Below are 24,226 nucleotides of genomic sequence, written 5' to 3'. Positions count from 1 at the left end.
GCAAATACCAATAGTTTCTCCCTTGGTGTTATTGTATTGATATTTAGTTCCTTATCTTTAAATTGAGGTAAAAGCTTCAAAATTAGCAATCTAATTGATATTCGTAAAAAGCAAGAAATTGACAATTTTTTTTTCAAGAACTTTTTCACAATTTTTGTATTACAGAAAGTCATAATAATACATAATTAATTGAGCCTGAGGAGAAAAAGATGAAGCCTAGTTACGAGATAATTTGGAGCAATTGCCTAAGTGTAATAAAAGAAAACGTACCTCAAATAAGTTTTAAAACATGGTTTGACCCTATTGTACCTATAAAAGTTGAAAAAGATATCTTAACAATTCAGGTGCCAAGTGCTTTTTTTTATGAGTACTTAGAAGAGCATTTTATTGATTTACTTAGAAGTACTATAAAAAGTCAGTTAGGACATTCTGCAAAACTTGAATATAGTGTTATAGTTGATACTCCTCATAAAAAGAATCAACAACCGTTAACTCAAAAGTTACCTTCAAATAATAAAACAGATCTACGTAATCGACCAGTTTCAGTACCAAATAATAGTGCTGAAAAACCACTAGTTCGTAATCCATTTGTGATACCTGGTATAAAGAAATTGAATGTAGATCCTCAATTAAATTCGGCATATTCATTTGATAATTACGTAGAAGGAGAGTGTAATAGGTTGGCAAGGTCTGCTGGTTTGGCTGTTGCGAAAAATCCAGGTAAAACTGCGTTTAATCCTTTGTTTTTATACGGTAATTCGGGACTTGGAAAAACACATTTGGCACAAGCAATAGGTATTGATGTTAAAAAGTATTTTCCAGAGAAGACTGTATTGTATTTGAATGCAAACAAATTTCAAACACAATTTACAGAGTCTGTTAGAAATAATACTGTAAATGATTTTCTTAACTTCTATCAAATGATTGATGTTTTGATTATTGATGATGTTCAGGAATTTGCAGGTAAAGAAGGAACTCAAAACACATTCTTCCATATTTTTAACCATTTACATCAGTTAAATAAGCAATTAATTTTAACGGCAGATAAACCTCCTGTTGAAATTAAGGGAATGGAAGATCGTTTACTATCTCGTTTTAAATGGGGCTTATCAGCAGATGTACATATTCCTAATTACGATACTCGTAAGGCAATTCTAAAGCAAAAGGTTTATAAGGATGGAATTAGTATTACAGATGATGTTATTGATTATTTAGCCGGAAATATTTCTAATAATGTTAGAGAGTTAGAAGGAGCGTTAATATCATTATTAGCTCAAGCCACTTTAAATAAAAAAGAAATTACCATAGATGTAGCTACTTCGATTGTTGAAAAACTTGTCAGAAAACCAACCAAAGAATTAAGCGTAGATTCTATCCAGAAAACTGTTTGTGAATATTTTGGTTTGCAAATGGATGTGCTTCAGTCAAAAACGCGTAAGCGAGAGATTGTTCAAGCAAGGCAAGTGGCTATGTATTTTTCAAAAAGCTTAACAGGATCCTCCCTATCAGCAATTGGATTGCAAATTGGTAAAAAGGATCATGCAACAGTTTTGCATGCTTGTAAAACGGTTAATAATTTAATAGAGACAAATAAAGATTTTAAGAGTCAGATGCAAGAGATTGAGGCTCAGATAAAAATGTAACAGTTGCTAAAACTGAATTTATAAAAGTTGTTGGTTTAATTATCAGCAACTTTTTTTTTGTCAGCACCGATAAATTAGCATAATAAGTTTCGTATTGTCTTTGCTTTGATGGTACTCTTTTTATACTTTTGGGATCAATTATTCAGGAAAAGAATTAAACTAATGATATCTAGAACTATTCAACTTTTTACTATTCTGTTTTTTATTTTAATTTCTTGTGATACAGCTTATTCGCAGAATGTTGAAAAACAAAAAATAATTATTGAAGGTAAAACTTACTACTTGCATGTTGTAAAAAAGGGTGAAGGCTTTTATCGCCTATCAAAGGATTATGGGGTTTCTCAAAAAGAGATTATTGATGCCAATCCTGAAATAGTTAATGGTTTAAAAGTTGGTGAAGTAATCCATATTCCATTTATAAAAGGACGTACAGATAATATTAAAGATTCTAATGATTTTGTTTATCATACGGTAGAACACGGACAAACCTTATACTATCTTTCTAAAAAGTATAAAGTTAGTATCGACGATATTGTTACTAATAACAGAGGTGTTGATAAGGCTCTTGTGCAGGGTGCCATTTTAAAGATTCCCGTAAAAAAACAAAAAGTATTAGTTGAGGATGGTTATGCCTATCATAATGTTAAGCCAAAAGAAACTTTATATGGGATATCTAAAACCTATCACACTTCAGTGGATTCACTAATAATATTAAACCCAGCCTTGAAAAGTGGTGTTTTGTCGGTGAATAGTAGAATACGCGTACCTTTAATTAAAGATAAGGATGTAAAAACAACAAGTGTAGTTGATGAAGACTTAAAAATAGAGGATGAAGAATATATTTATCATTCTATTAAGCAAAATGATACATTTAATGGTGTTTGCAATATCTACAATGCAGATAAAAGAAGTGTTGAGTTAAGTAATCAGGGTATAGATACTAATAACTTGCAATCAGGTTATATATTACGCATTCCTAAAAGTGCAATTAAGAAAGCAGTTCCACTCCCTTTAAATAAAAGAAGTAGTGAGTATATTATTCATAATGTACGCCGTAAAGAAACCTTATATTCTATATCAAATAAATACGGAGTTACTATTAATGAAATTAAAGAGATTAATGATAGTCAGTTAGCATCATTAAAAAAGGGGCAGAAGATCAAAATTCCTACACAGGAATACTTAAATGATCAGAAGTTGAAAAGTGAGGAAGTTAAAAAAGATATTGTTAAGCGAAAGAGAGTTAACTACACAGATACCATAACTGTAGATTGCTTAGCAGAGTATAAAAATAACTTTGATGAAACATTAACAGTTGCTTTATTATTGCCTTTTGACATCGAATCTACTAAAAAAGCAAATATTGTTACAAAGGTTGTAGATGAAGAGGAAGTAGAAGTGCCACGAGAAAAACCTATCGTTTCATCACGATCACGCACATTTATTGAGTTTTACGAAGGTGCATTAATGGCTTTAGATTCGTTAAAAAAACAAGGCGTTAAAATTCATTTACTTACATATGATACAGCACCCGATACCAATAGAGTTAAAGAAATATTGGCTCAGCCAGAAATGCAATTAGCAGATTTAATTATAGGTCCTGCTTTTGCCAGTAATCTTCATTTGGTATCTGAATTCTCAGCCAATAACCATATTCATATGGTTTATCCGCTTTCGAGTATGAATGAGGAAATTGAGCAAAATCCATTTATGTTTCAAGTGAATCCTTCTGACAGTGTATTTTTTGATCAATATTCAGATTACATTGTTAATATGAGCGATACTGCTCGTTTGGTTGTGGTTAGTTCTTCTAAGCCAAGTGACGATGAGAAGAAGTTAACCCATATGATTAAGCAAAAATCGTATTTGCGAGCTATGCAACATGGGAAACAGCCTGATTTTATGCAAATCCCATTTTCAACTAAGGATATACAAGGAGTTGCAGCTTTACTTAGTTCAGATAAAAAGAATATCGTAGTGGTGCCTTCTACCAAAGAGGCTGACGTTTCAAAAATAGTTACTACGTTGAAAGGAGTTAAAGAAACTACTAAGTGTGAGGTTAAACTTATTGGGTTTAATAAATGGTTACGTTTTCAAACCATAAATCCTGAAGATATATTTGAATTAGACACTGAGGTTCTTACTACTCAATCGATAAATTATGATGACGATGCAACTCAAGAATATATTAAAAAATATAGAAATTGGTATCATACAGAACCATATGCAGTAGCTCCTTATTTTGTTCGATCGGGTAGTAATTCAAATTATTCAAGATATGGAACCTGGGGCTTCGATGTAGCTTATTACTTTGTTTCTGCGCGAGCTCAATATGGTCCAAAATTTGAGTATTGCTTAGATGATATTAAAGCAGAGCAAATTCAATTTAATTTTAATTTTAAACGCAGTGAAAACTGGAGTGGCTTTTATAATTCAGGACTGACTTTAATAAAGTTTGCACCTGATTTTAATGTAAAAGTTGAAAAGCTCTAGTCAGTCCAAAAATATACAATGGTTTCAGCAAATCAAGTTAACGTCACTTTCGGAGGTTTTACTCTTTTTAGTGACGTCTCATTTCTCGTTAATCCTAAAGATAAAATAGGTTTAGCGGGTAAAAACGGTGCAGGTAAGTCTACCTTACTGAAAATATTAGCGGGTTATCAAGAACCTAGTTCTGGTGTTGTATCCCGTCCTAAAGATGTTAAGTTGGGGTATCTTCCCCAGCATATGAAACATGATGACACAGGTACGGTATGGGATGAAGTTGAAAAAGCTTTTGGTGAATTAAAACAGCTCGAAACAGATATTGAGCAATTGAACAACCAATTGGCTACACGTACTGACTACGAATCGGAAGAGTATTTAGATATTATACACCAAGTTAGCGACAAAAACGAACGCCTAAGTATTCTTGGTGGTGCAAATTATGCATCTAGTATCGAGATAACTCTTAAAGGATTAGGGTTTGAGCGTGCTGACTTTACTCGCTTAACATCAGAGTTTTCTGGTGGGTGGCGAATGCGTATTCAACTTGCTAAAATATTATTACAAAAGCCTGATGTTTTTCTTTTGGATGAGCCAACCAACCATTTAGATATTGAATCTATTCAATGGTTTGAGGATTTCTTAAAGAATTATAGTGGTGCAGTTATTTTAGTTTCTCACGATAGAGCCTTTTTAGATAACATTACAAAGCGCACCATTGAAATACAAATGGGAAAAATATACGATTATAAAGCATCGTATACTAAATATTTAGAATTAAGAGCAGAACGTCACGAGCAACAATTGGCAGCTTATCGCAATCAGCAAAAGCAAATTGAAGATACTGAAAAGTTTATAGAGCGTTTCAGATATCAAGCAACTAAGGCGGTTCAGGTACAGTCGCGTATCAAGCAACTCGAAAAAATTGATAGAATAGAGGTTGATGAATTTGATAATTCAGCATTACGTATTAAGTTTCCGCCAGCTCCTCATTCGGGTGTAATTACACTCGAAGGTAAGCATGTATCAAAAAGCTATGGCGATTTAAACGTGCTTAATGATGTTGACTTTGCGATAGAGCGGGGCGAGAAGGTTGCTTTCATAGGTCGTAATGGTGAAGGTAAAACAACGATGGCTCGGATGATAATGAATGAAATTGCCTACGAGGGTAGTTTAAAGCATGGTCATCAAGTTAAAATTGGATATTTTGCACAAAATCAGGCTGATTTATTAGATGAAAGTCAATCCATACTAGAAACTATTGATAATGTTGCGGTAGGCGAAATTAGGCTTAAAATACGCGATTTATTGGGAGCCTTCATGTTTAGTGGAGAAACCGTTGAAAAGAAAGTTTCTGTTTTATCAGGAGGAGAAAGAACACGCTTAGCAATGGTGAAGTTACTTCTTGAACCTGTTAATCTTTTGATTTTAGATGAGCCTACAAATCATCTTGATATTCGATCGAAAGAATTATTAAAGCAAGCTGTTAAAGATTTTGAAGGTACTGTGATTGTAATTTCTCACGATCGTGAATTTTTAGACGGTTTGGTAGATAAGGTTTACGAGTTCAGAAACAAAAAAATGCAAGAGCACCTTGGAGGTGTTTATGAGTTTTTGCAACGTAAAAAATTAGAATCATTAAAGGAGATGGAGGCTCAAAAGGCCAATAGCCCTAAGGTAAAAGTTATTGATGAAGATTCATCTAAGGCAACTCAGAAATTATCCTACGAAGAAAGAAAAGAGGTTAGTAGGTTAGTTAAAAAGGCTGAGCAAAATGTTAAGAAATCGGAAGCTTTAATTGCTCAATTAGAAGAAGAAGTAGAATCTCTCGACAAGCAAATGCAAGATCCATCAAAAGCGAGTGATAATGAGTTTTTAATGAAATACCAAGAGGTAAATCAAAAGCTCGAAGCAGAAATGGAACAATGGGAAGAGTATCAGCTAGAATTTGAAAAGGCTGAAAGAAAAAAGAGTTTATTATAAACGATAGTAAAGAAGTACTTATTTTTGTACTTTGATAAAGAAATTGTAATACAATTAGATATGGCAGGTAAAGGTGATTTTTTATTTGGTTTGCATTCAGTAATAGAGGCAATTCGTTCAGGTAAAGAAATTGAGAAAATCCTAATAAAAAAAGGGTTAAAGGGTGAATTGTTTGATGAGTTAATGCAAGAGCTCGAGAGTGCAGATATTGTAACACAATATGTTCCAATGGAACGATTGAATAGAGTTACAAGAAAGAACCACCAAGGGGTTGTAGCCTTTGTATCTGCAGTTACTTACCAAAACCTTGAAGATGTTTTAATAGGTATATTTGAAGATGCAAAAATACCTTTAGTATTAGTGCTAGATGGTATTACAGACATTAGAAATATGGGTGCTATTGCTCGTACAGCTGAATGTGCCGGAGTTAATATGATTATTATTCCTGAAAAAGGAGGCGCACCTATTAATGCTGATGCAGTAAAAACATCCGCTGGAGCACTTCATAATATTCCTGTTTGTAGGGTTAAAAATTTATTTAAATCTGTTGAATATCTTAAAAATTCAGGATTAAATATTGTAGCAGCAACAGAAAAGGCTGATGATGATTATACTTCAGTTGATTATACCGGACCTACTGCAATTATAATGGGAGCAGAGGATAAAGGGGTGTCTGCTCAAATATCTAAAATTTGTGATACGGGTGCTAAAATTCCTATTTTAGGAACCATCAGTTCTTTAAATGTATCTGTGGCTGCAGGAGTTTTATTATACGAGGCAGTAAAGCAAAGACAGAACTAAATAGTTTAGGCGGTTAGTAGCTTGTTAAGATCTTCTTTTTAAGTTTGTTTTTTCTTAAAAAGAGTTTACATTTGATAAAATCGATTTTCGTCGATTTAGTACAGTGTTAATTACTGCCTAAAATAGTTCTTTATGAATCACAAGGAAAGAGTATTAAAGGCACTTCATTCGGAATTTCCGGATAGAGTACCTTTCTTTTATTGGGATACCCCAGAGTTTGGAGAAAAGATGATGAAGCATCTTGGATTTAGTAATAGAGACCAACTATTAGAGTATTTAGATGTTGATTTTAGATGGGTTGAACCCAAATACATCGGAACTCAATTAATAAGCGAAGATAGAAAGCGTAAAAGAGATATTTGGGGTGTTGGATACACTCGTATTGAAGAGGGTAATAATGCATATTGGTTAGCCGATTCTCACCCTTTTGAAGGAATTACTGATCCTACTTATTTAGAAGATTATAGCTGGCCAAGTTCTGATTTATTTGATTTTTCATCTTTAGATCAGCAGTTAACAAAGTATCAGGATTACGCTATTATGACTGCGCCTGGTTATTCCTCTCCCGGGTTATTCCGTATTGTAAAACGACTGATAGGAGAACAAACCTTTACGGAGGTGATGATGGATTATCCTAAGTTCTTTAAAGCGCTTTGCTTAAAAGTAGTGGAGTTTTACACTGATTTCATGAAGCATTTCTTCGAAGTTGCCGGAGATAGAGTTGATTTTATACGAATTGCAGATGATTTCGGCACAAAAGATGGTGTAACTATTAGTAGCGATCAATGGGATTTATACGTTAGGCCTGCAATTGATGCATTCACCGAGGAAGCAAAAAATAATAATGCACATTTTTATATGCATAGCTGTGGAGGCGTTCGTAAATTACTACCTCAATTTATTAGCGCTGGTGCTGAGGTTTTAGACCCAATTCAAACTACTGCTATTGGCATGTCGGCTGATGGACTTAAAAAGGACTTTGGAAAAATAATTACCTTTTGTGGAGCCATGGATGAAGAACTGTTATTAAAACAGGGAGCGCCGAATATGGTTAAAGAGGGAGTTAATAGATTATTAGATACTATGGCACCAGGAGGACGATTTATACTGGGTCCTAGTTATAAAATCACAGAGGATACGCCTGTTGAGAATGTACTGGCTATGTATGAAGCCGCTCGCTCCTGGACTTATCCTGAAGCTGAATAGTTGTAGGTAAATATTTGTCACCAATATGGAATTACATATTGGTGATATTAAAAGTGGCACAAGTCATTAAGGCTGCTGTTTCTGTTCTTAATCTAGCTTCGCCTAAGCTAATTGCCCTAAAGTTACTTTTCAATGCTAACTCCACTTCGCTCACAGAAAAATCACCCTCAGGGCCTATCATTATTGTAGTGTTTTCTCCTTTAGGATAAACAGACTTAAGAATGTCTTTAGTACCCCCATTACAATGAGCAATAAAACTATTATCAGCATTAGAATTCTTCGCAATAAAAGCTTTAAAAGGAGTAAGTTGATTTAAGATAGGTTTGTATGCTTTCAGTGATTGTTTCATTGCACTAATAATAACCTTCTCTAATCGTTCGGGTTTTATGATTTTTCTTTCAGAATGTTCACACAAAATAGGTGTAATTTGTTCTATTCCCATTTCGGTGGCTTTTTCAAGAAACCATTCTAAACGATCAATGTTTTTTGTTGGAGCAACAGCGATATGTAAAGCTGATTTTCTTGGGTTATCTTCTTTTTTACTTAGGATAGATACTTTGCATTTTTTAGGATTATCTTCAATTATTTCGCAATTAAACCAATTCCCAATACCATCCATTACAGATATCTGATCGCCAACAGTGTGTCTTAATACTCTAACACAATGTTTTGAGTCAATAGGGTTTAGTGTGTGTGTATCTAATATATTTGGTTCGTAAAAAAGCTGCATATACAATCTATTTAATTATCACCGCAAATATATTAAATCAAATCCTTTTTCTTCTGAGGAATTAGAATTAATGGTAATTCAACAATAAATGTAGAGCCCATATTTTCTTTAGACGCAACACTAATTTTGCCATTCATTAGTTCAACAAGACTTTTGCAAATTGATAATCCTAATCCGGTTCCAGAGCTAATTTTATTTGTTGATTTTCCACCTTGTCGGAAACGTTCAAATATTACTTTATGGTATTGTTTAGCAATCCCTTCGCCAGTATCAATTACATTAAATATTATTGACTCATTTCCTTTAAGGTAATACCTTAAAATTATTGAACCCTTTGTTGTGAATTTAGCAGAATTACTAATAAGGTTTAGTAGTATTTGTTCTAATCTTAATGGGTCAGTTTGTATATCGTATCCTTTAAGCTTGTCATCTTTATCAATAATTAAAGATACTTCTGGATTATCTTTAAGTAACGGACGTGCAGTTATGGCTATATTATCAATTAATTTTTCAACATCAAAATAAACGAAATTAATATCTAATTGGCCAGATTCAATTTTCGAGATATCAACAATGTCATTGATAATATTTAACAGTTTTTCAGCACTGTACTTTATTTGATGCAAGTAAATATGTTGTTCTTTAGTTTCAAGTTCTTGCTCAGTTACGATATCTGAGAACCCGAGGATAGCATTCATTGGTGTTCTTATTTCATGACTCATATTAGCTAAGAAGGACGATTTTAAACGGTCACTTTCTTCGGCTTTTTCTTTGGCTTGTTTTAATTCATTTTCAAAATCCTTTTGTGAATTAATATCAATCAATATCCCAGTTATTCGAATTGCTTGGTTTTTAGAATCAAACTCAGTAATTTTCCCATGCACAGCAAACCATCCTTGTGTTCTGTTCTTTCTATACATTCGTAACTCGCAGTTGAAGAAGTCTGTTGTATTATTTAAGTGTGCATTAAAGGCGGTTTCAAGTTTTTGTTTATCTTCTTCAACAATAAATTGACGCCAATTTTTAGGTGATAGGTTAAGATCTTCAACAGAATTATAACCAAGGAGTATTGCTAATTTAGTGTTAATAAAAATATTTTCATTACCTATTATATAATCCCAAATACCTTCGTTGGCACTATTTAATGCCATTTCTAATCGCTTCTCACTATCTAATAATTTGGTTTCAGCTTTTCTTCTGGCTAGCATATGATTTACCATCAATATATTGGCAACTATTAATAAAATTAAGGTTGTAAAAACGAAGACGATATAGGTTTTGTATTTGTTCCAAAATGTTGCTGGTTTATTAATGATAATACTATTATCAGGCAATAACTTTTCATCAATTTTATACTTGAGTAGTAAATTGTTGTCAAAGGTATTGATATGATTTGTAGATAAATTAGCCTTTGCAAAAGGCTTGCCATGTATCATATTCATTAAGAGGTTAGCCGCATCATACCCTTGATTATGAGCAGAAACCAAACAGCCGCCAACAATAAAGTCATCCAGTAAGAAATCCCAAAAACTATATATGGGTATGTTGGTATTTTGAAAAATATCTTTTCCAAAATCGTGTAAGTTAATTGGTAAAGAATTTTTTATTGAATATAAATTAAGAAGTATAATTACTTTATTTTCTTTGTTAAGGGAATCTAACTTATTGCATAAATCAGAGAATTCTGTTCCATCAATATTTATGTATGGTATGTGCGCATAATTATTCGTTAGCCCATCAGTAACCTGTTGGTGAAAAATTTTTCCAGATAAGGTTTCATCAGAAATAATGACAAGCGTATCTGTTTGTGGGTGAAATTTAAAAATCAAATCCAGATTTTCTTTAACGTTAATATCCTCTCTTACTCCCTTATATCGTTTTTTATCATATTCGATATCATCAATATTATTAACTCCACAGAATGTTACAGGAACAGGATCTTTCCAAATAGAATCACCATAAGTAAGGAAGAACTCGAAGGCATGATTGTCGGCACATATAATTCCATCAATGTTACTGTCGCGATATTTGTATTTATAGATGTCTTTAAGAGAATTTAAATAAGTTTGGTCGTAAAATCTTTTAGAGTCTAGGTATTCTACAAATATCCGATATCCTGAGCAGGCTCCAAATCCGTCAATAACACCCTCAGTAAGCATATCTGTCCAATTATAACCTACATGATACGAATTAAGTAATAGTGCATCATGTATTTCGTCGTCTATAGCACATAAATTACTGTAGATAAATAAAAATAATATCACAAAAGGTGATTTCATAAATGCATATGGAATTTAGATTACCTAAATTTACAAAAAAAAGATTCTTTGAGTACTTAAATGTTATTGTTTTAAAATTACTTTGATGAATGTGAAGGATATTTTAGTTTATGGCGTCTAAGTATTTATAAAGAACAAAACTGAATGACTACGAGCAATGAAATAGAGCAAATACAGATGGCTTCAAATGGCAATATTCAGGCTTTTGAACAGATTATTAACTCTTATAAGGAGAAAGTTATCAATATTTGTTATTCATATTGTAATAACCAACATGATGCTGAAGATATTGCACAAGAAGTTTTTATTGAGTTGTATAAATCGATGAAAAAGTTTAACCATAAGTCAACTTTTTCAACTTGGATTTATAGAATTGCTTCCAATAAAAGTTTAGATTTTTTGCGAGCACAAGGACGTACAAAAAGAGGAGCAGGCTTAGTTAGTTTTTTAGGAGATGATAATTATATTACTGCGTTCAAAAGTTCAGAATCAACCGCATCGGATGAGATTATAAATGAACAAAGAAAAGAATTTTTGTATGCTGGTTTAAGTAAATTGGCCAATAGGCAAAAAGAGGCATTTGTTCTAACGCAGGTTGAAGGCTTACCACAGAAAGAAGTTGCTGAAATTATGGAAACCACAGTAAAGAGTATTGAAGTGTTAGTCGTAAGGGCTCGTAAAAAATTAAAGACCGTTCTTGAAAAGCAAATAAAGAATTATTTGTAAAAAGTGAAGGGTTTTAATAAACATGACGTCTAATAGAATAGTAGTAAAGCTGTTAATCTTATTAAAGATTGGTATAATGGAAAAGAGAAATATAAATATTGAAGTTGAGAAGATACTGAATAGTACTACTAGAAAAGAACCGATTTCACCATCTCCCTTTTTTACAAATAGGGTATTGCATGAGATTGAACAACAAGGAAATAAATCTACCTTTAGAATAAATTGGGGTTATGTATTGAAGCCTGGTATTGCGGCTCTGGTTGTATTGAACTTAGCCAACTACTTCTTGACCAACGATGTTGGTTTAACAGAAGTTGCTGCATCAGATTCTGAAGTACTATATACTGAATACAGTTATAATTCAGCTGCTACGACTTATTATGAAGAATACTTGAAAACGGAATAATATGAATCAGAAACATTATATAATTATAATTCTACTATTAGTAGTTCTAAACGTTTTTTCTTGGCGTATGTGGTGGGAAAGACCAACGGTTGAAAAAAACATTAAGCAGCGAGTAGAACATTTTAGAGGTAAAGATAGTACTGCAGAGAAAGGGTTGCGTTTTCTGATTAGTAAGTTAGATTTAACTACAGAACAAGAGCAACAGTTTAAAGCTTTACGATATAGCCATTTTAAGCAGATGAAGAATAAAGATGAACATCTCGATAAGCTTAAAAATAATCTGATGCAAGCCTTAGCTGATGATAATGAAATAAAGCAGAAGGAAATAGTTGAGGAGATGGCTCAGATAAAGGGTTCGATAGAAACCGAAATGATAGATCACTTCATTAGTATGCGTAGAATCTGTACTTCAGAGCAGCAAGTAAATTTTGATTTACTATTTGGAAAAATGCTTTTTCATAAAGATAAAGGATTTAACCGAGGAGGACCTAATGGAAAAGAGGGCAGAGGAAGAGAGCGAAAAATACCAAACCAGGATTAAGAGTAGTTGATACGGAATTAAAATCAATTTAAATATATTTTAATTAAGGTAATTGCTTGACTTGTATAAGCAAATCAGGAAAGATGCATCCAATTAGATAATTAAAAGTTGTAACATATTAAGTAAATTATTAAATATTAATATTATGAAATCATTAAAAGTTTTAGCATTAGTAGCCATTGTAAGCGTATTTGGAATAAATAATATTTTGGCTCAAAAGGGTAGCTGTAATAAAGGAGAACGTCAGGGGCAAATGAAAGGTAAATTCTTTGCAGAGCTAACAGATACTCAAAAAGAAGAGATTAAGGCATTGCATGTAAAATTTACTAAAGAAAATATGCCTATTAAGGATGAGATTACAGTTCTTGAAGCTCAACTGAATAAAGCTTCTAAAGGTGATGAAGTAAACACTAAGGAAGTGAATAAGTTAATCGATCAGATCTCTGAACTTAAGGCAGGCATGATGAAAAAGCGTTTTGCCAATAAGCAAGAAGTTAGAAACCTTCTTACCGATGAGCAAAAAGTGATGTTTGATGCACATTCTGGTAAAATGCAAGGTGGCAAAAAGGGAAAAGGTAAACCTGGTCAAGGGCAAAGAGGTCCTCGTGCAGACAGAGGTGGTGAGCACCCAGGTAAATTATCATAAGTTATAGAAGTAAGCAAAAATGGCAAGCTATAGTTGAAAATTAATTTCAACAAGCTTGCCATTTACTATATTTAAAACTTATTTAATTTCAACAATAACCTTTTCTATTTTACCATTGAACTTAGTTTCTTCAGGGCCGTAACCAATACCTAATGCAACAGGGGTTTGATTATCTAAACCAACATCAGCTGTTTCATCAGCAGAAAACATGTTAGGTTGAGTTCTTTCTATTCGAGCATCACCAACTTCCTTACCGGCAATATGTAAAATGCCTTTACCACCTTTACCTAGTCCATCTCCATCGTATATAAAATCAAATTTTACAGTTGATTCACCAACAGGTAGTTTATCTTTTGATGATATAACAAAGCGCTCTAAACCAAGGAAGTTATAAGTAAATTCTGGTTTACCATCAATTATATAAAGCGCCCAGCCTCCAAAACGTCCACCCTGTGTTAAAATTACACCTTGTGAATTTTGGTTAGAGACAACAATATCAGCTGTTATAGTGAACGATTTATTTTTAATATTAATAAAAGTATTTTCCATCATTCCTTCCATACCTTCATAAAGAGTTAATGATGTACGCCCTCCCATAATATCAGGACGTCCTGCAATTGCGGGGTTTGTACGCTCTACAACTCTATCATCGATCGGAAGAACATGATATTTTTCTGCTTCAGCCATAAATAGACTCTTCATTTCTTCAAGTTTCTCTGGGTATTTTGATGCAAGATTTTTTGTTAAACTAAAATCTTCTCTCACATTATATAAATCCCAAACATCTTCTTCGAGAGGAGCAAAGTCTTTCATTTCCCAAGGTGCACGATGAATAGTACGGGCGAACCAACCATTAAGATATAAAGCTCTATTTCCAAACATCTCAAAATATTGAATTGTATGGCGCTCTGCCGCTTTAGCATCATTAAAGGTATATGCCATACTAGTACCTTCAATAGGCGTTTGAGGTACACCATTTACAACCTTAGGTTCAGGTAATCCTGCTATTTCAAGTACTGTAGGTGCTATGTCAATAGCGTGAGAAAACTGTGTTCTGATTCCATTATTTTCTTTAATTCCATCTGGATAATGAATAATTAAACCATTTCTAGTACCACCAAAATCAGAGGCAACTTGTTTAGTCCAGGTAAATGGCGCATCAAGAGCCACAGCCCATCCTGCTGCCATATGAGGGAAAGTATTCTTTAATCCCCAATCATCCATTAAAGGAATTAAGTCCTCAACTTTTTCTTCAACAAAGTTAAAGTAAGTCATTTCATTATACATACCCACCATGCCACCTTCGGCACTAGTACCATTATCACCTGCAACAAAAATAAATAATGTATTATCTAATTCTCCAATTGCATCTATAGCATCCATTAGTCTACCTACTTCATAATCGGTCATTTCCATAAACCCTGCAAATACCTCTGCTTGACGGGCAAATAATTTACGCTCATCATCAGTTAATTTTGCCCAGTCTTTAATGTCCTCTGGTTTAGGTGCCAATTTTGTATTTTTAGGTATGATACCCATTTCCTTCTGTTTTGCTACAGTATTTTCTCTAATGGCATCCCATCCTTTATCAAATTTACCTTTGTATTTATCGCTCCACTCTTTAGAAACATGGTGGGGAGCATGCACAGCACCCGTAGCAAAGTATACAAAGAAAGGTTTATCTGGAGTCATTGACTGTTGGGCTTGTACCCAATTAATTGCCTGGTTAGTCATATCGGTAGTAAAGTGGTAATTTTCCATTTTAGGAGGATTTACCTTCTTTACACCATCATAAATAAGTGGTGCCCATTGGTCTGTTTCTCCACCAATAAAACCATAAAATTTATCAAAGCCTTGATGTGTTGGCCAACGATCAAATGGGCCAGAAACACTAGTTTCCCAAGCTGCTGTCTCGTGCCATTTACCAAATGCACTAGTACTATATCCGTTTAAACGTAACATTTCGGCTAACGGTGCAACACTACCAGGCAAAGATCCTGTATTGCCTGGATATGCTGTAGCAGTTTCCATAATTGAACCTGTGTTACATGTGTGGTGGTTGCGCCCCGTTTTCAATGCCATTCTGGTAGGAGAACATAAGGCGGTAGTATGGAAGTTATTATAACGTAAGCCATTTTTGGCTAACTTATCCATAGTAGGTGTTTGTATTGGTCCTCCAAAAGCAGAAGTTGCGCCTAAACCAAGGTCATCTATTAGGATAACTACAACGTTGGGTGCATCCTTAGGTGCCTTTACAAAGAAAGGTTCCGGAGGTGTTGCTCTACGTGCATCTAATTCAGAATACGTTTGAGGTTCTGGGGGTACAATCGGAAGTATTTCACGATTCATAAAATCTTGAGCTGATAGACTTGCACAGCCCAATAAGAAGATGGCAAGAATCATTTTGAATTGTTTGTTTTTCATTTTTTGGTAGATTAATTGAACTATTATTTAATTGTGGCAATAACTATGTTACAGTCAAGGTAATATATCTATTGTTTAATATCAACATTAGAAATGCAGTTAATGTTTAGCATAAATGTTTTTGCATCAAGTTTTCTCATCAGGATAATTGTGATAAGGGCTAATACATGTGTTATTCTCCTATCTTTTTCACGAATAGATTAGTCATTACTGAGTGTAATTAATCGTGCAAGTTTAATGAGCGTCTAATTGTATCCCAATATTAGCTTACGACATTGTTGAATTAGGAAGTCAAACAGAGCTGAAAATTATTGCCAAATGCTTTTAATATTTAACTGCTAGAAAAGTTACTTTAGCCATAAATAACTACATTTGGGGAAAATTTATTTAGATGAAATATTTTGTTTGAATTTGATTGTCAATCTTTGCACTTTATTAATAAAAAAAATTATCCAACGATTATGATTTTTTAGCTTAGCTATTTTATTATTCAGATAGTTTCCAAAACTAAATAAAACCATTTCTTTCAATTAAAATATAAGCAGTATAGAGTTTATGAATTCCAAGAATACCCTTTTTGCAGTATTTACATCAATAGTTATTATTTACATTATCGGATTATTCCCAGAAGTGGGTATAGATTCGGCAAAGTATGCAGGCGTAAGCCGATATATAATTGATAGTGGAGATTGGCTACATATGCATATTTATGGAAAACCATATCTGCAAAAGCCACCATTTATGTTTTGGTTAAATGCTATATCATTCCAAATATTTGGGATGTCAATGTTTGCGTTTAAATTGCCTACTTTACTATTTACATTTGCAAGTATCTTTGCATTGTTCAAGTTTACAAAACTCTATTACAGTAAGAATACAGGAATAATTGCTGCAGTAATGTATGCTTCATCGCAAATGCTATTTTTATACCATAACGATTTGCATACAGATGCTTTAATGACTGCAAATGTAGTTATAGGTGTTTCGTTAATAGCACATTATTTGAGTACGAAACAATTATGGCAATTTATACTAGGCTTTGTATTTATTGGATTTGCAGTAAGTACAAAAGGACCAATTGGTTTAGCTGTTGCGGCATTTGCTGTAGGAGGTCATCTATTAATCTCTAAAAATTGGAAACAAATATTTTCTCCAATTTGGCTTTTGGCAATACCTATTTTGTCACTTGCATTGTTTCCGACCTTAAAAGGACTTTATGATCAGTTCGGGTGGGAGGGAATCAAGTTCTTCTTTTGGACCAATAATGCCGGAAGAATTGCAGGTTCACATGGTATGAATAAAGATTATGCTTTTTATTTACATACTTTAATCTATATTTATCTACCGTGGTCAGCCTACGCCTTCATTACATTTTACAATCACATTAGGTCTATAGTCAAAAATAAAAAGGCCATATTTAATCGTAATGAATTCTATACCTATAGTGCTTTGTTAATTTTTGGTTCGATACTTTCGGTTTCTGGACAAAAAGCGCCACATTATTTGTATCCTGCAATTCCATTTTTAACCGTTATTGTAGCAGATTTTATTAATACTAGCATTGCAAAAAACGCAAGTGGAATTCTAAAAGCATTTTCAATAGGAAGGTATATAATGCTTGGCTTAAGTTTAATTGTTGTTATTTTAGCAGTAACGTTTGTTTTTAGTACCAGTAATCCATTGATATGGATTGTTTTACTTATAGGTACTATACTTATTATTTACATATTAGTTAAGAGTGATGATGTTTTAACAAAATTGATTATTCCTTTAGTGATTTCTTCACTGATGCTTAATTTTGTATTAAACTATCACTTTATGCCAAAGGCATTCTCGTATCATGGAGCCATAAGAGCTTGTAATATGTATGACGAGTTAGCCAATGATGATGAATTGCTATTAACCTATAAATACAAGCAATTTGAAACGTTCTTTTATGCAAAAAACGTTTCAGAAAGAGCGATGGATATAGATAACCTTGAGAAATATAAACGCAAATCTAATTTTTGGATAATTACTAACCAAGAAGGGAAATCAGAAGTTGATAGCGTTTATCAAGATAGAATAAGCAGAACAGAAATATTTAAGCATAAAAAAATCTCACAGATGGATGGTAAGTTTCTTAATCCACGAACGCGAGAAAATAGTTTAAAAAAGATTTACCTTATAAAGGTTGAATAATTGATTTAAGAAGTATTTGAGAATGAAGATTTCTATTATAATACCCGTTTTAAACGAGGAACAGAATGTTGCTCCATTGGCTCAACAAGTATACGATGCTTTAAAAAACTCAGAATATGATTTTGAGACGGTAATTGTTGATGATGGTTCAACAGACAATACTGCAGAAGAAGTATTGAAAATAAAGGGTAAAAATGTAGTTTTAATTGAGCTGCGAAAGAATTATGGCCAAAGTGCTGCTTTAAAAGCGGGAATTGATTATGCCACCGGCGATTATATTGCAACACTTGATGGAGACCTACAGAACGACCCTGCAGATATTCTTCGAATGATGGATGTAATTAAAGAAAAGAGATGTGATGTTGTAACGGGTATCCGACAAAAGAGACAAGATGGTATGATTTTGCGTAAAGTGCCATCTAAAATTGCCAATAAAATTGTACGTAAGGTATCTAAAACCAACATCATTGATAATGGCTGTGCAATAAAGGTATTTAAGGCTGATATAGCGAAGGAAATTAAGCTGTATGGAGAAATGCATCGCTTTATTGCAATATCTGCAACAAATGAAGGGGCAAAGGTTGAGCAGATCCCTGTGAATCATAGGGCAAGGTTAGCTGGCGAGTCGAAGTATGGCTTGGGCAGAACATTTAAAGTAATTAGTGATTTAATATTAATGCGTTTTGCTAGTAAATATGCCTCGAGACCAATGCACTTATTAGGTTCTATTGGTGTAAAAGCTGTGTTTATAGGTATAGTAATACTAATGTATCTATTGGTATTAAAGATAATGGGTGACGATATTTGGGGGCGTCCGATAATTTTTGTTGGAATTATCTTTTTATTTGGAGGTTTTCAGATTATAACTACAGGAATTACAATGGACTTATTGATGAGAACGCATTATGAATCTCAGGATAAGAAAGTTTATAAAATACGAAATACTGAGCTGGCAGATAAATAAGTTTAGGAGATAAAATAGGGAGAGGCATAATTTCGAAAGAGATTGTGCCTTTTTACTTTTAGGATTATGCATTTGATCTAATTGGCTACAAAAAAAGGATGTCCAATTAAGAACATCCTTTATAGAATAATTTAAAATTGAGGATTAGTCAATTTTTAAATCTTTAACAATCGCTTGAATCTTAGTTTCAGCTTTTGCATCTGCTGAGTAATATTCATCTCTTGAATTCATTTCACCACGAACCTCAAAATAGAACTTAATTTTAGGTTCTGTACCTGATGGACGAACACTAATCTTAGAACCATCTTCAGTGTAAAACTGTAATACATTACTTGTAACAGGTAAATCAATAGCTTCTTCAGTTCCTTCAATCTTATTGTAAGCTTTAAGAACCCCATAATCTTTAACGATTGACATACGTGAACCAGCTAATTCTGTTGGAGGGTTTTCTCTTAAATCCTTCATGATTTGTTGAATCTCGTCAGCTCCTGATTTTCCTTTACGAACAATGTAAATCATTTTCTCTTTTGAGAATCCATATTCAAGGTAAATGTTTTGCAATAGTTCAAATAAAGTAACACCAGAGTCTTTTGCCCATGCAGCAATTTCTGCAAACATTGCACAAGAAGCAACAGCATCTTTATCGCGAACATAATCTCCAGGTAAGAAACCATAGCTTTCTTCACCACCACAGATATATTTTTTCTTTCCTTCTAATTCAAGAATTTTAGCTGCAATCCACTTAAAGCCAGTATAAACATCAAAGTATTCGATATCATTTTTGATAGCAATTTCTTTGATTAATTCAGTACTTACAATGGTTTTTACAATAAACTCTTTCCCTGTTAATAGGTTGTTTTCTTTCCAACGTTGTACCATGTACCACGTTAATAAAAGAGCTGTTTGATTACCGTTTAATAAAATAAACTCACCTTTATCGTTTTTACAAGCTACACCTAAACGATCGGCATCAGGATCTGAAGCCATTACTAAATCAGCGTCAATTTCTTTGGCTTTGTTAACTGCCATTGCCAAAGCCTCAGGCTCTTCTGGATTTGGAGAAATAACAGTAGGGAAATCGCCACTAACAACATCTTGTTCAGGAATGTTTATAATGTTTGTAAAACCATAGCTGCGTAAAGCATCAGGAATTAATTTAACACCAGTACCATGTATAGGAGTGTATACAATCTTAAGATCTTTCTGACGCTCAATTGCACCTGTATCAAGTGAAATAGATTTTACTTTCTCAATGTATTTATCGTCAACTTCTGAACTTAAAATTTCAATTAGATTGTTGGTATCTTCGAATTTGATATCGTCAACAGAAGCAATCTTTTTAACTTCATCAATTACATTTGTATCATGCGGAGCAATCATTTGACCTCCATCGTTCCAATAGGCTTTGTAACCATTGTACTCTTTAGGATTGTGTGATGCAGTAATGATAATACCACTTTGACATCCAAACTCTCTAATTACGTATGAAATTTCTGGAGTAGGGCGTAAATCATCAAATACTAATGCTTTAATACCATTAGCAGATAAAATTTTTGCAGAAATATCAGTGAATAAACGACTATTGTTTCTACAATCGTGACCAATAACTACCTTGATTTCATCAAGATCTGAAAATTGAGCGTTTAAGTAATTCGCTAAACCTTGTGTTGCTGCTCCAACAGTATAAATATTCATACGGTTAGAACCAGAACCCATAATTCCTCTTAAACCACCAGTTCCAAATTCTAAATCTTTATAGAATGCATCGATAAGGTCAGATTTGTCTTCATTCTCAAGAAGGGCTTTTACTTCGTTTTTTGTTTCTTCGTTATAATTGCCCAAAAGCCATTGATTGGCTTTTTCGGTTACCAAACTTAATACATCTTGGTTTTCCATTTTTGATAGTTGTTTTAATTTATATCTATTGTTCCGCTTTTATACTTTCAATACAACGTTCTAAACTATTCCGCCAATGCGGGATAGTTATTGAATAAACGTTTTTAATTTTCGCCTTGTTTAATACACTATAGCAAGGGCGAGGTGCTGGTGTTGGGTATTCTTTTGTTTCAATTGGGGTAACGTCGCAATTGATGTCATATATTTGATGGATGTTGATTGTAAAATCGTACCAACTTGCAACACCTTCGTTGCTATAATGATATATACCCGATTGAAATTCTTTTTCACCAGAAGATGTACTTTCAATAATATCTAATATAGCTTTGGCTAAATCAACAGCATAAGTTGGTGTTCCAACCTGATCCCAAACTATACCCAATTGATCTCTTTCAGTGCCCAGTTTTATCATTGTTTTCACAAAGTTGTTACCAAACTCAGAATATAACCACGAGGTTCGAATATTAATGCATTCCGCTTTTGATGCGAATGCTAATTGTTCTCCTTTAAGTTTTGTTTTACCATAAACTGATGTAGGTTCTGTATTGTCGTCCTCGATATAAGGTTTATGTGCATTTCCATCGAAAACATAATCTGTTGATACATTTATCAACTTGCAATTATTATTTTTTGCTACAATAGCAAGATTTTCAACCGCAGTGGCATTAATCTTTGTAGCTAAGTTCTCTTCCGATTCTGCTTTATCAACAGCTGTATATGCTGCACAATTAACTATATATTGAAATTTATTCTGGTGAACAAATTTTTCTATATCGTCAATATTGCAAATATCTAAACTATCAATATCTGTAAAAGTAATTTCGAGATTACTATATTTATCCTTAATTGAGTTAATGCTATTTCCTAGCTGACCGTTTCCGCCAGTTACTAATATTTTGGTCATAATTTATTTACTAAGTAAATTATCAAAATAATTAATAGTTTTTATAAGACCTTCATTAAGCTGAACCTTAGGTTCCCATCCATTTAGCTCTTTCTGTGCTAAACTAATATCAGGTTGCCTTTGTGTAGGATCATCAGTAGGTAAAGGTAAATAAGTTAATTTAGATGTTGAATTAGTCAATTTTATAATTTGTTGAGCTAATTCTAACATAGTAAATTCATTAGGGTTACCAATATTCACAGGGCCTAAAAAGTCAGGTTTCGAATTCATCATTCTAATCATTCCTTCAACTAAATCATCAACAAACTGAAAGCTTCTTGTTTGTTGGCCATCTCCAAAGATAGTAATTTCTTCACCTTTTAGTGCTTGTACTATAAAATTTGAAACTACTCTACCATCATTAGGATTCATTCTTGGCCCATAGGTGTTGAATATTCTAATTACCTTGATGGTAACATCATTTTGGTCGTGATAATTAAAAAACAAACTTTCAGCACATCTTTTACCTTCATCATAACACGATCTAATACCTATTGGATTAACATTTCCCCAATAATCTTCAGTTTGTGGATGGATATCCGGATCACCGTATACTTCAGAAGTAGAGGCTTGTAATATTTTTGCATTAATACGCTTGGCTAGGCCTAACATATTAATTGCTCCCATTACTGAAGTTTTAATGGTTTTTATTGAATTGTGTTGGTAGTGAATCGGAGAGGCTGGACAAGCAAGGTTGTAAATTTCATCAACTTCAATAAAATAGGGATGGGTAACATCATGCCTTATTAGCTCAAAAAAAGGATTATTAAGTAAGTGAATAACGTTTGTTTTGCTGCCAGTAAAATAATTATCAAGGCAGATAACTTCATTTCCTTCGTTTAATAATCTTTCACACAAATGTGACCCAATAAATCCAGAACCACCTGTAACAAGAATTCTTTTCATTATTTATTTTGTAGTTGATAATTTATTCTAATTGAAAAAATGGTGCTTTGAAGGAATCAAAGCACCATTAATTAATTTCTAGGCATTGATTACTTTTCGTCCAATGCTATGATAGGTAAATCCATTACTTACAACATCTTCAGGGTCGTAAATATTTCGTCCATCAAAAATTACTTTTGTACTTAACAGCTTTTCAAGTACTTTAAAATTAGGAATTCTAAATTCAGGCCATTCTGTAATAACAATTAAAGCATCAGAATCGATTAATACATCATATTGATCTTTACCATACTCAATTGTATCACCTAAAATTCTCTCTGCTTCTTCCTGAGCAACGGGATCATATGCCTTCACTTTCGCTCCCATTTTAATTAGCTCATCAATCACTACTAATGATGGTGCTTCACGCATATCATCAGTCTTTGGTTTAAATGAAAGACCCCACATTGCAAAAGTTTTACCGTTCAGGTTGCTACCAAATTGTTCTTTTATTTTTGAAACCAAAACATGTTTCTGAGATTCATTTACAGCCTCTACAGCTTGTAATAATCTAAGATCGTATCCATTGTTATTCGCTGTTTTTATAATAGCCTTAACGTCCTTAGGAAAACAAGATCCACCATATCCGGCACCAGCATATATAAACTTATTTCCAATGCGAGCATCAGATCCAATACCTTTTCTTACTGAAGTAATATCGGCACCCACAATCTCACATAAATTAGCCATATCATTCATGAAACTAATTTTTGTAGCAAGCATTGAGTTAGCAGCATATTTTGTCATTTCAGCAGAAGGGATATCCATAAAAATAATTGGATGACCGTTTAATAAAAATGGTTTATATAAACGTTTCATGGTTCCCTCAGCTTTTTCGCTTTCAGTACCCACTACAATTCTATCAGGTTTTAAGAAATCTTGAATTGCATTTCCTTCTTTTAAGAATTCAGGATTAGAGGCAACATCGAAATCAATTTCGACACCTCTTTTCTCTAATTCATCACTTATGGCAGCTTTAACCTTATTTGCGGTTCCAATAGGTACAGTACTTTTGGTAACAACAACTAAGTAGTTATTCATATTTCTACCAACTTGGCGTGCTACTTCAAGTACATATTTAAGATCAGCACTACCATCTTCGTCAGGTGGTGTACCTACAGCAATAAAAATGACATCAGTTTGATCTAGAGAATCTTTCAAACTTGTAGTAAAATTAAGCCTACCTTTTTCAATATTATTATGAACCATATCTTCTAAGCCTGGCTCATAAATAGGAATAATACCTTTTTTAAGGTTCTCAATCTTTTTATTATCTATGTCAACACATGTTACACTTACACCAACATCAGCGAAGCAAGTTCCTGAAACAAGTCCAACGTAGCCAGTTCCTACAATAGAAATCTTCATCTTGTTATAGTCTTTTGAGTTAAAATCATCATTAATAAAGTAAGATGCTAAAATAGCATT

Annotated in this window: 18 protein-coding genes; 11 read left to right on the top strand and 7 right to left on the bottom strand. The window is 33.2% G+C overall.

Annotated features, from left to right (window positions below; all coding sequences use genetic code 11):
- The first annotated feature begins 209 nt into the window (after positions 1 to 209).
- The 5 genes from dnaA to A8B35_RS06405 all read left to right on the top strand — a co-directional run bounded on the left by dnaA (position 210) and on the right by A8B35_RS06405 (position 8,117).
- Complete coding sequence (dnaA, locus tag A8B35_RS06425; RefSeq protein ID WP_075602518.1) at positions 210 to 1,643, top strand: chromosomal replication initiator protein DnaA; 1,434 nt, start codon at positions 210 to 212, stop codon at positions 1,641 to 1,643.
- Positions 1,644 to 1,805: 162 nt separating this feature from the next.
- Positions 1,806 to 4,136: a LysM peptidoglycan-binding domain-containing protein gene (locus A8B35_RS06420; protein WP_075602517.1), complete on the top strand. Its 2,331-nt coding sequence runs from the start codon at positions 1,806 to 1,808 to the stop codon at positions 4,134 to 4,136.
- 18 nt (positions 4,137 to 4,154) lie between these two features.
- The gene (locus tag A8B35_RS23805) at positions 4,155 to 6,110 is read left to right on the top strand and encodes an ABC-F family ATP-binding cassette domain-containing protein (RefSeq protein WP_075602516.1); all 1,956 of its coding nucleotides are present in this window, start codon (positions 4,155 to 4,157) and stop codon (positions 6,108 to 6,110) included.
- 60 nt (positions 6,111 to 6,170) lie between these two features.
- Positions 6,171 to 6,911: a 23S rRNA (guanosine(2251)-2'-O)-methyltransferase RlmB gene (gene rlmB, locus A8B35_RS06410; RefSeq protein WP_075602515.1), complete on the top strand. Its 741-nt coding sequence runs from the start codon at positions 6,171 to 6,173 to the stop codon at positions 6,909 to 6,911.
- Positions 6,912 to 7,043: 132 nt separating this feature from the next.
- On the top strand, positions 7,044 to 8,117 hold the full coding sequence (locus A8B35_RS06405) for a uroporphyrinogen decarboxylase family protein (protein WP_075602514.1): 1,074 nt from the start codon (positions 7,044 to 7,046) through the stop codon (positions 8,115 to 8,117).
- A gap of 31 nt (positions 8,118 to 8,148) precedes the next feature.
- On the opposite strand, the gene A8B35_RS06400 is transcribed toward A8B35_RS06405, so the two are convergent.
- Entirely contained in the window at positions 8,149 to 8,847 is a 699-nt protein-coding gene (locus A8B35_RS06400) for a 16S rRNA (uracil(1498)-N(3))-methyltransferase (protein WP_075602513.1), read from the bottom strand.
- 32 nt (positions 8,848 to 8,879) lie between these two features.
- Positions 8,880 to 11,126, bottom strand: coding sequence for a sensor histidine kinase (locus A8B35_RS06395; RefSeq protein ID WP_075602512.1), 2,247 nt, complete (start codon positions 11,124 to 11,126; stop codon positions 8,880 to 8,882).
- Positions 11,127 to 11,270: 144 nt separating this feature from the next.
- Between A8B35_RS06395 and A8B35_RS06390 the strand changes: the two genes are divergently transcribed.
- The 4 genes from A8B35_RS06390 to A8B35_RS06375 all read left to right on the top strand — a co-directional run bounded on the left by A8B35_RS06390 (position 11,271) and on the right by A8B35_RS06375 (position 13,445).
- Positions 11,271 to 11,852, top strand: coding sequence for an RNA polymerase sigma factor (locus A8B35_RS06390; RefSeq protein WP_075602511.1), 582 nt, complete (start codon positions 11,271 to 11,273; stop codon positions 11,850 to 11,852).
- Between the two features lie 76 nt (positions 11,853 to 11,928).
- Positions 11,929 to 12,258 (top strand): hypothetical protein, encoded by a 330-nt coding sequence (locus A8B35_RS06385; protein WP_139314829.1) that lies wholly within the window; start codon positions 11,929 to 11,931, stop codon positions 12,256 to 12,258.
- A gap of 1 nt (position 12,259) precedes the next feature.
- Positions 12,260 to 12,799 (top strand): Spy/CpxP family protein refolding chaperone, encoded by a 540-nt coding sequence (locus tag A8B35_RS06380; protein WP_075602509.1) that lies wholly within the window; start codon positions 12,260 to 12,262, stop codon positions 12,797 to 12,799.
- A 145-nt stretch (positions 12,800 to 12,944) separates the two neighbouring features.
- Entirely contained in the window at positions 12,945 to 13,445 is a 501-nt protein-coding gene (locus tag A8B35_RS06375) for a Spy/CpxP family protein refolding chaperone (protein WP_075602508.1), read from the top strand.
- A 78-nt stretch (positions 13,446 to 13,523) separates the two neighbouring features.
- Here A8B35_RS06375 and A8B35_RS06370 read toward each other — a convergent pair whose 3' ends face one another.
- Positions 13,524 to 15,869 carry an arylsulfatase gene (locus A8B35_RS06370; RefSeq protein WP_083634346.1) on the bottom strand — a complete coding sequence of 782 codons (2,346 nt, stop codon included), beginning with the start codon at positions 15,867 to 15,869 and terminating at the stop codon, positions 13,524 to 13,526.
- Positions 15,870 to 16,424: 555 nt separating this feature from the next.
- Between A8B35_RS06370 and A8B35_RS06365 the strand changes: the two genes are divergently transcribed.
- Positions 16,425 to 18,050 carry an ArnT family glycosyltransferase gene (locus A8B35_RS06365; protein WP_075602507.1) on the top strand — a complete coding sequence of 542 codons (1,626 nt, stop codon included), beginning with the start codon at positions 16,425 to 16,427 and terminating at the stop codon, positions 18,048 to 18,050.
- 22 nt (positions 18,051 to 18,072) lie between these two features.
- On the top strand, positions 18,073 to 19,014 hold the full coding sequence (locus A8B35_RS06360; RefSeq protein WP_075602506.1) for a glycosyltransferase family 2 protein: 942 nt from the start codon (positions 18,073 to 18,075) through the stop codon (positions 19,012 to 19,014).
- 144 nt (positions 19,015 to 19,158) lie between these two features.
- On the opposite strand, the gene A8B35_RS06355 is transcribed toward A8B35_RS06360, so the two are convergent.
- From A8B35_RS06355 to A8B35_RS06340, 4 genes are all read right to left on the bottom strand, one after another.
- Positions 19,159 to 20,910 (bottom strand): phospho-sugar mutase, encoded by a 1,752-nt coding sequence (locus A8B35_RS06355; protein WP_075602505.1) that lies wholly within the window; start codon positions 20,908 to 20,910, stop codon positions 19,159 to 19,161.
- A gap of 25 nt (positions 20,911 to 20,935) precedes the next feature.
- Positions 20,936 to 21,814: a dTDP-4-dehydrorhamnose reductase gene (rfbD, locus tag A8B35_RS06350; RefSeq protein WP_075602504.1), complete on the bottom strand. Its 879-nt coding sequence runs from the start codon at positions 21,812 to 21,814 to the stop codon at positions 20,936 to 20,938.
- A 3-nt stretch (positions 21,815 to 21,817) separates the two neighbouring features.
- On the bottom strand, positions 21,818 to 22,759 hold the full coding sequence (locus A8B35_RS06345) for a UDP-glucuronic acid decarboxylase family protein (protein WP_075602503.1): 942 nt from the start codon (positions 22,757 to 22,759) through the stop codon (positions 21,818 to 21,820).
- A 78-nt stretch (positions 22,760 to 22,837) separates the two neighbouring features.
- Entirely contained in the window at positions 22,838 to 24,166 is a 1,329-nt protein-coding gene (locus A8B35_RS06340) for a UDP-glucose dehydrogenase family protein (protein ID WP_075602502.1), read from the bottom strand.
- Positions 24,167 to 24,226: the final 60 nt, after the last annotated feature.

The organism is Saccharicrinis aurantiacus, assembly GCF_001660705.2.
Classification (GTDB): domain Bacteria; phylum Bacteroidota; class Bacteroidia; order Bacteroidales; family Marinilabiliaceae; genus Saccharicrinis; species Saccharicrinis aurantiacus.
Note: the sequence above shows the minus strand (reverse complement) of the source record. Positions and strands in the feature narration are given on the sequence as shown.

Coding starts and splice junctions, on each gene's coding strand:
- dnaA (WP_075602518.1), top strand. CDS start 210: ATGAAGCCTAGTTACGAGATAATTTGGAGCAATTGCCTAAGTGTAATA.
- A8B35_RS06420 (WP_075602517.1), top strand. CDS start 1,806: ATGATATCTAGAACTATTCAACTTTTTACTATTCTGTTTTTTATTTTA.
- A8B35_RS23805 (WP_075602516.1), top strand. CDS start 4,155: ATGGTTTCAGCAAATCAAGTTAACGTCACTTTCGGAGGTTTTACTCTT.
- rlmB (WP_075602515.1), top strand. CDS start 6,171: ATGGCAGGTAAAGGTGATTTTTTATTTGGTTTGCATTCAGTAATAGAG.
- A8B35_RS06405 (WP_075602514.1), top strand. CDS start 7,044: ATGAATCACAAGGAAAGAGTATTAAAGGCACTTCATTCGGAATTTCCG.
- A8B35_RS06400 (WP_075602513.1), bottom strand. CDS start 8,847: ATGCAGCTTTTTTACGAACCAAATATATTAGATACACACACACTAAAC.
- A8B35_RS06395 (WP_075602512.1), bottom strand. CDS start 11,126: ATGAAATCACCTTTTGTGATATTATTTTTATTTATCTACAGTAATTTA.
- A8B35_RS06390 (WP_075602511.1), top strand. CDS start 11,271: ATGACTACGAGCAATGAAATAGAGCAAATACAGATGGCTTCAAATGGC.
- A8B35_RS06385 (WP_139314829.1), top strand. CDS start 11,929: ATGGAAAAGAGAAATATAAATATTGAAGTTGAGAAGATACTGAATAGT.
- A8B35_RS06380 (WP_075602509.1), top strand. CDS start 12,260: ATGAATCAGAAACATTATATAATTATAATTCTACTATTAGTAGTTCTA.
- A8B35_RS06375 (WP_075602508.1), top strand. CDS start 12,945: ATGAAATCATTAAAAGTTTTAGCATTAGTAGCCATTGTAAGCGTATTT.
- A8B35_RS06370 (WP_083634346.1), bottom strand. CDS start 15,869: ATGAAAAACAAACAATTCAAAATGATTCTTGCCATCTTCTTATTGGGC.
- A8B35_RS06365 (WP_075602507.1), top strand. CDS start 16,425: ATGAATTCCAAGAATACCCTTTTTGCAGTATTTACATCAATAGTTATT.
- A8B35_RS06360 (WP_075602506.1), top strand. CDS start 18,073: ATGAAGATTTCTATTATAATACCCGTTTTAAACGAGGAACAGAATGTT.
- A8B35_RS06355 (WP_075602505.1), bottom strand. CDS start 20,910: ATGGAAAACCAAGATGTATTAAGTTTGGTAACCGAAAAAGCCAATCAA.
- rfbD (WP_075602504.1), bottom strand. CDS start 21,814: ATGACCAAAATATTAGTAACTGGCGGAAACGGTCAGCTAGGAAATAGC.
- A8B35_RS06345 (WP_075602503.1), bottom strand. CDS start 22,759: ATGAAAAGAATTCTTGTTACAGGTGGTTCTGGATTTATTGGGTCACAT.
- A8B35_RS06340 (WP_075602502.1), bottom strand. CDS start 24,166: ATGAAGATTTCTATTGTAGGAACTGGCTACGTTGGACTTGTTTCAGGA.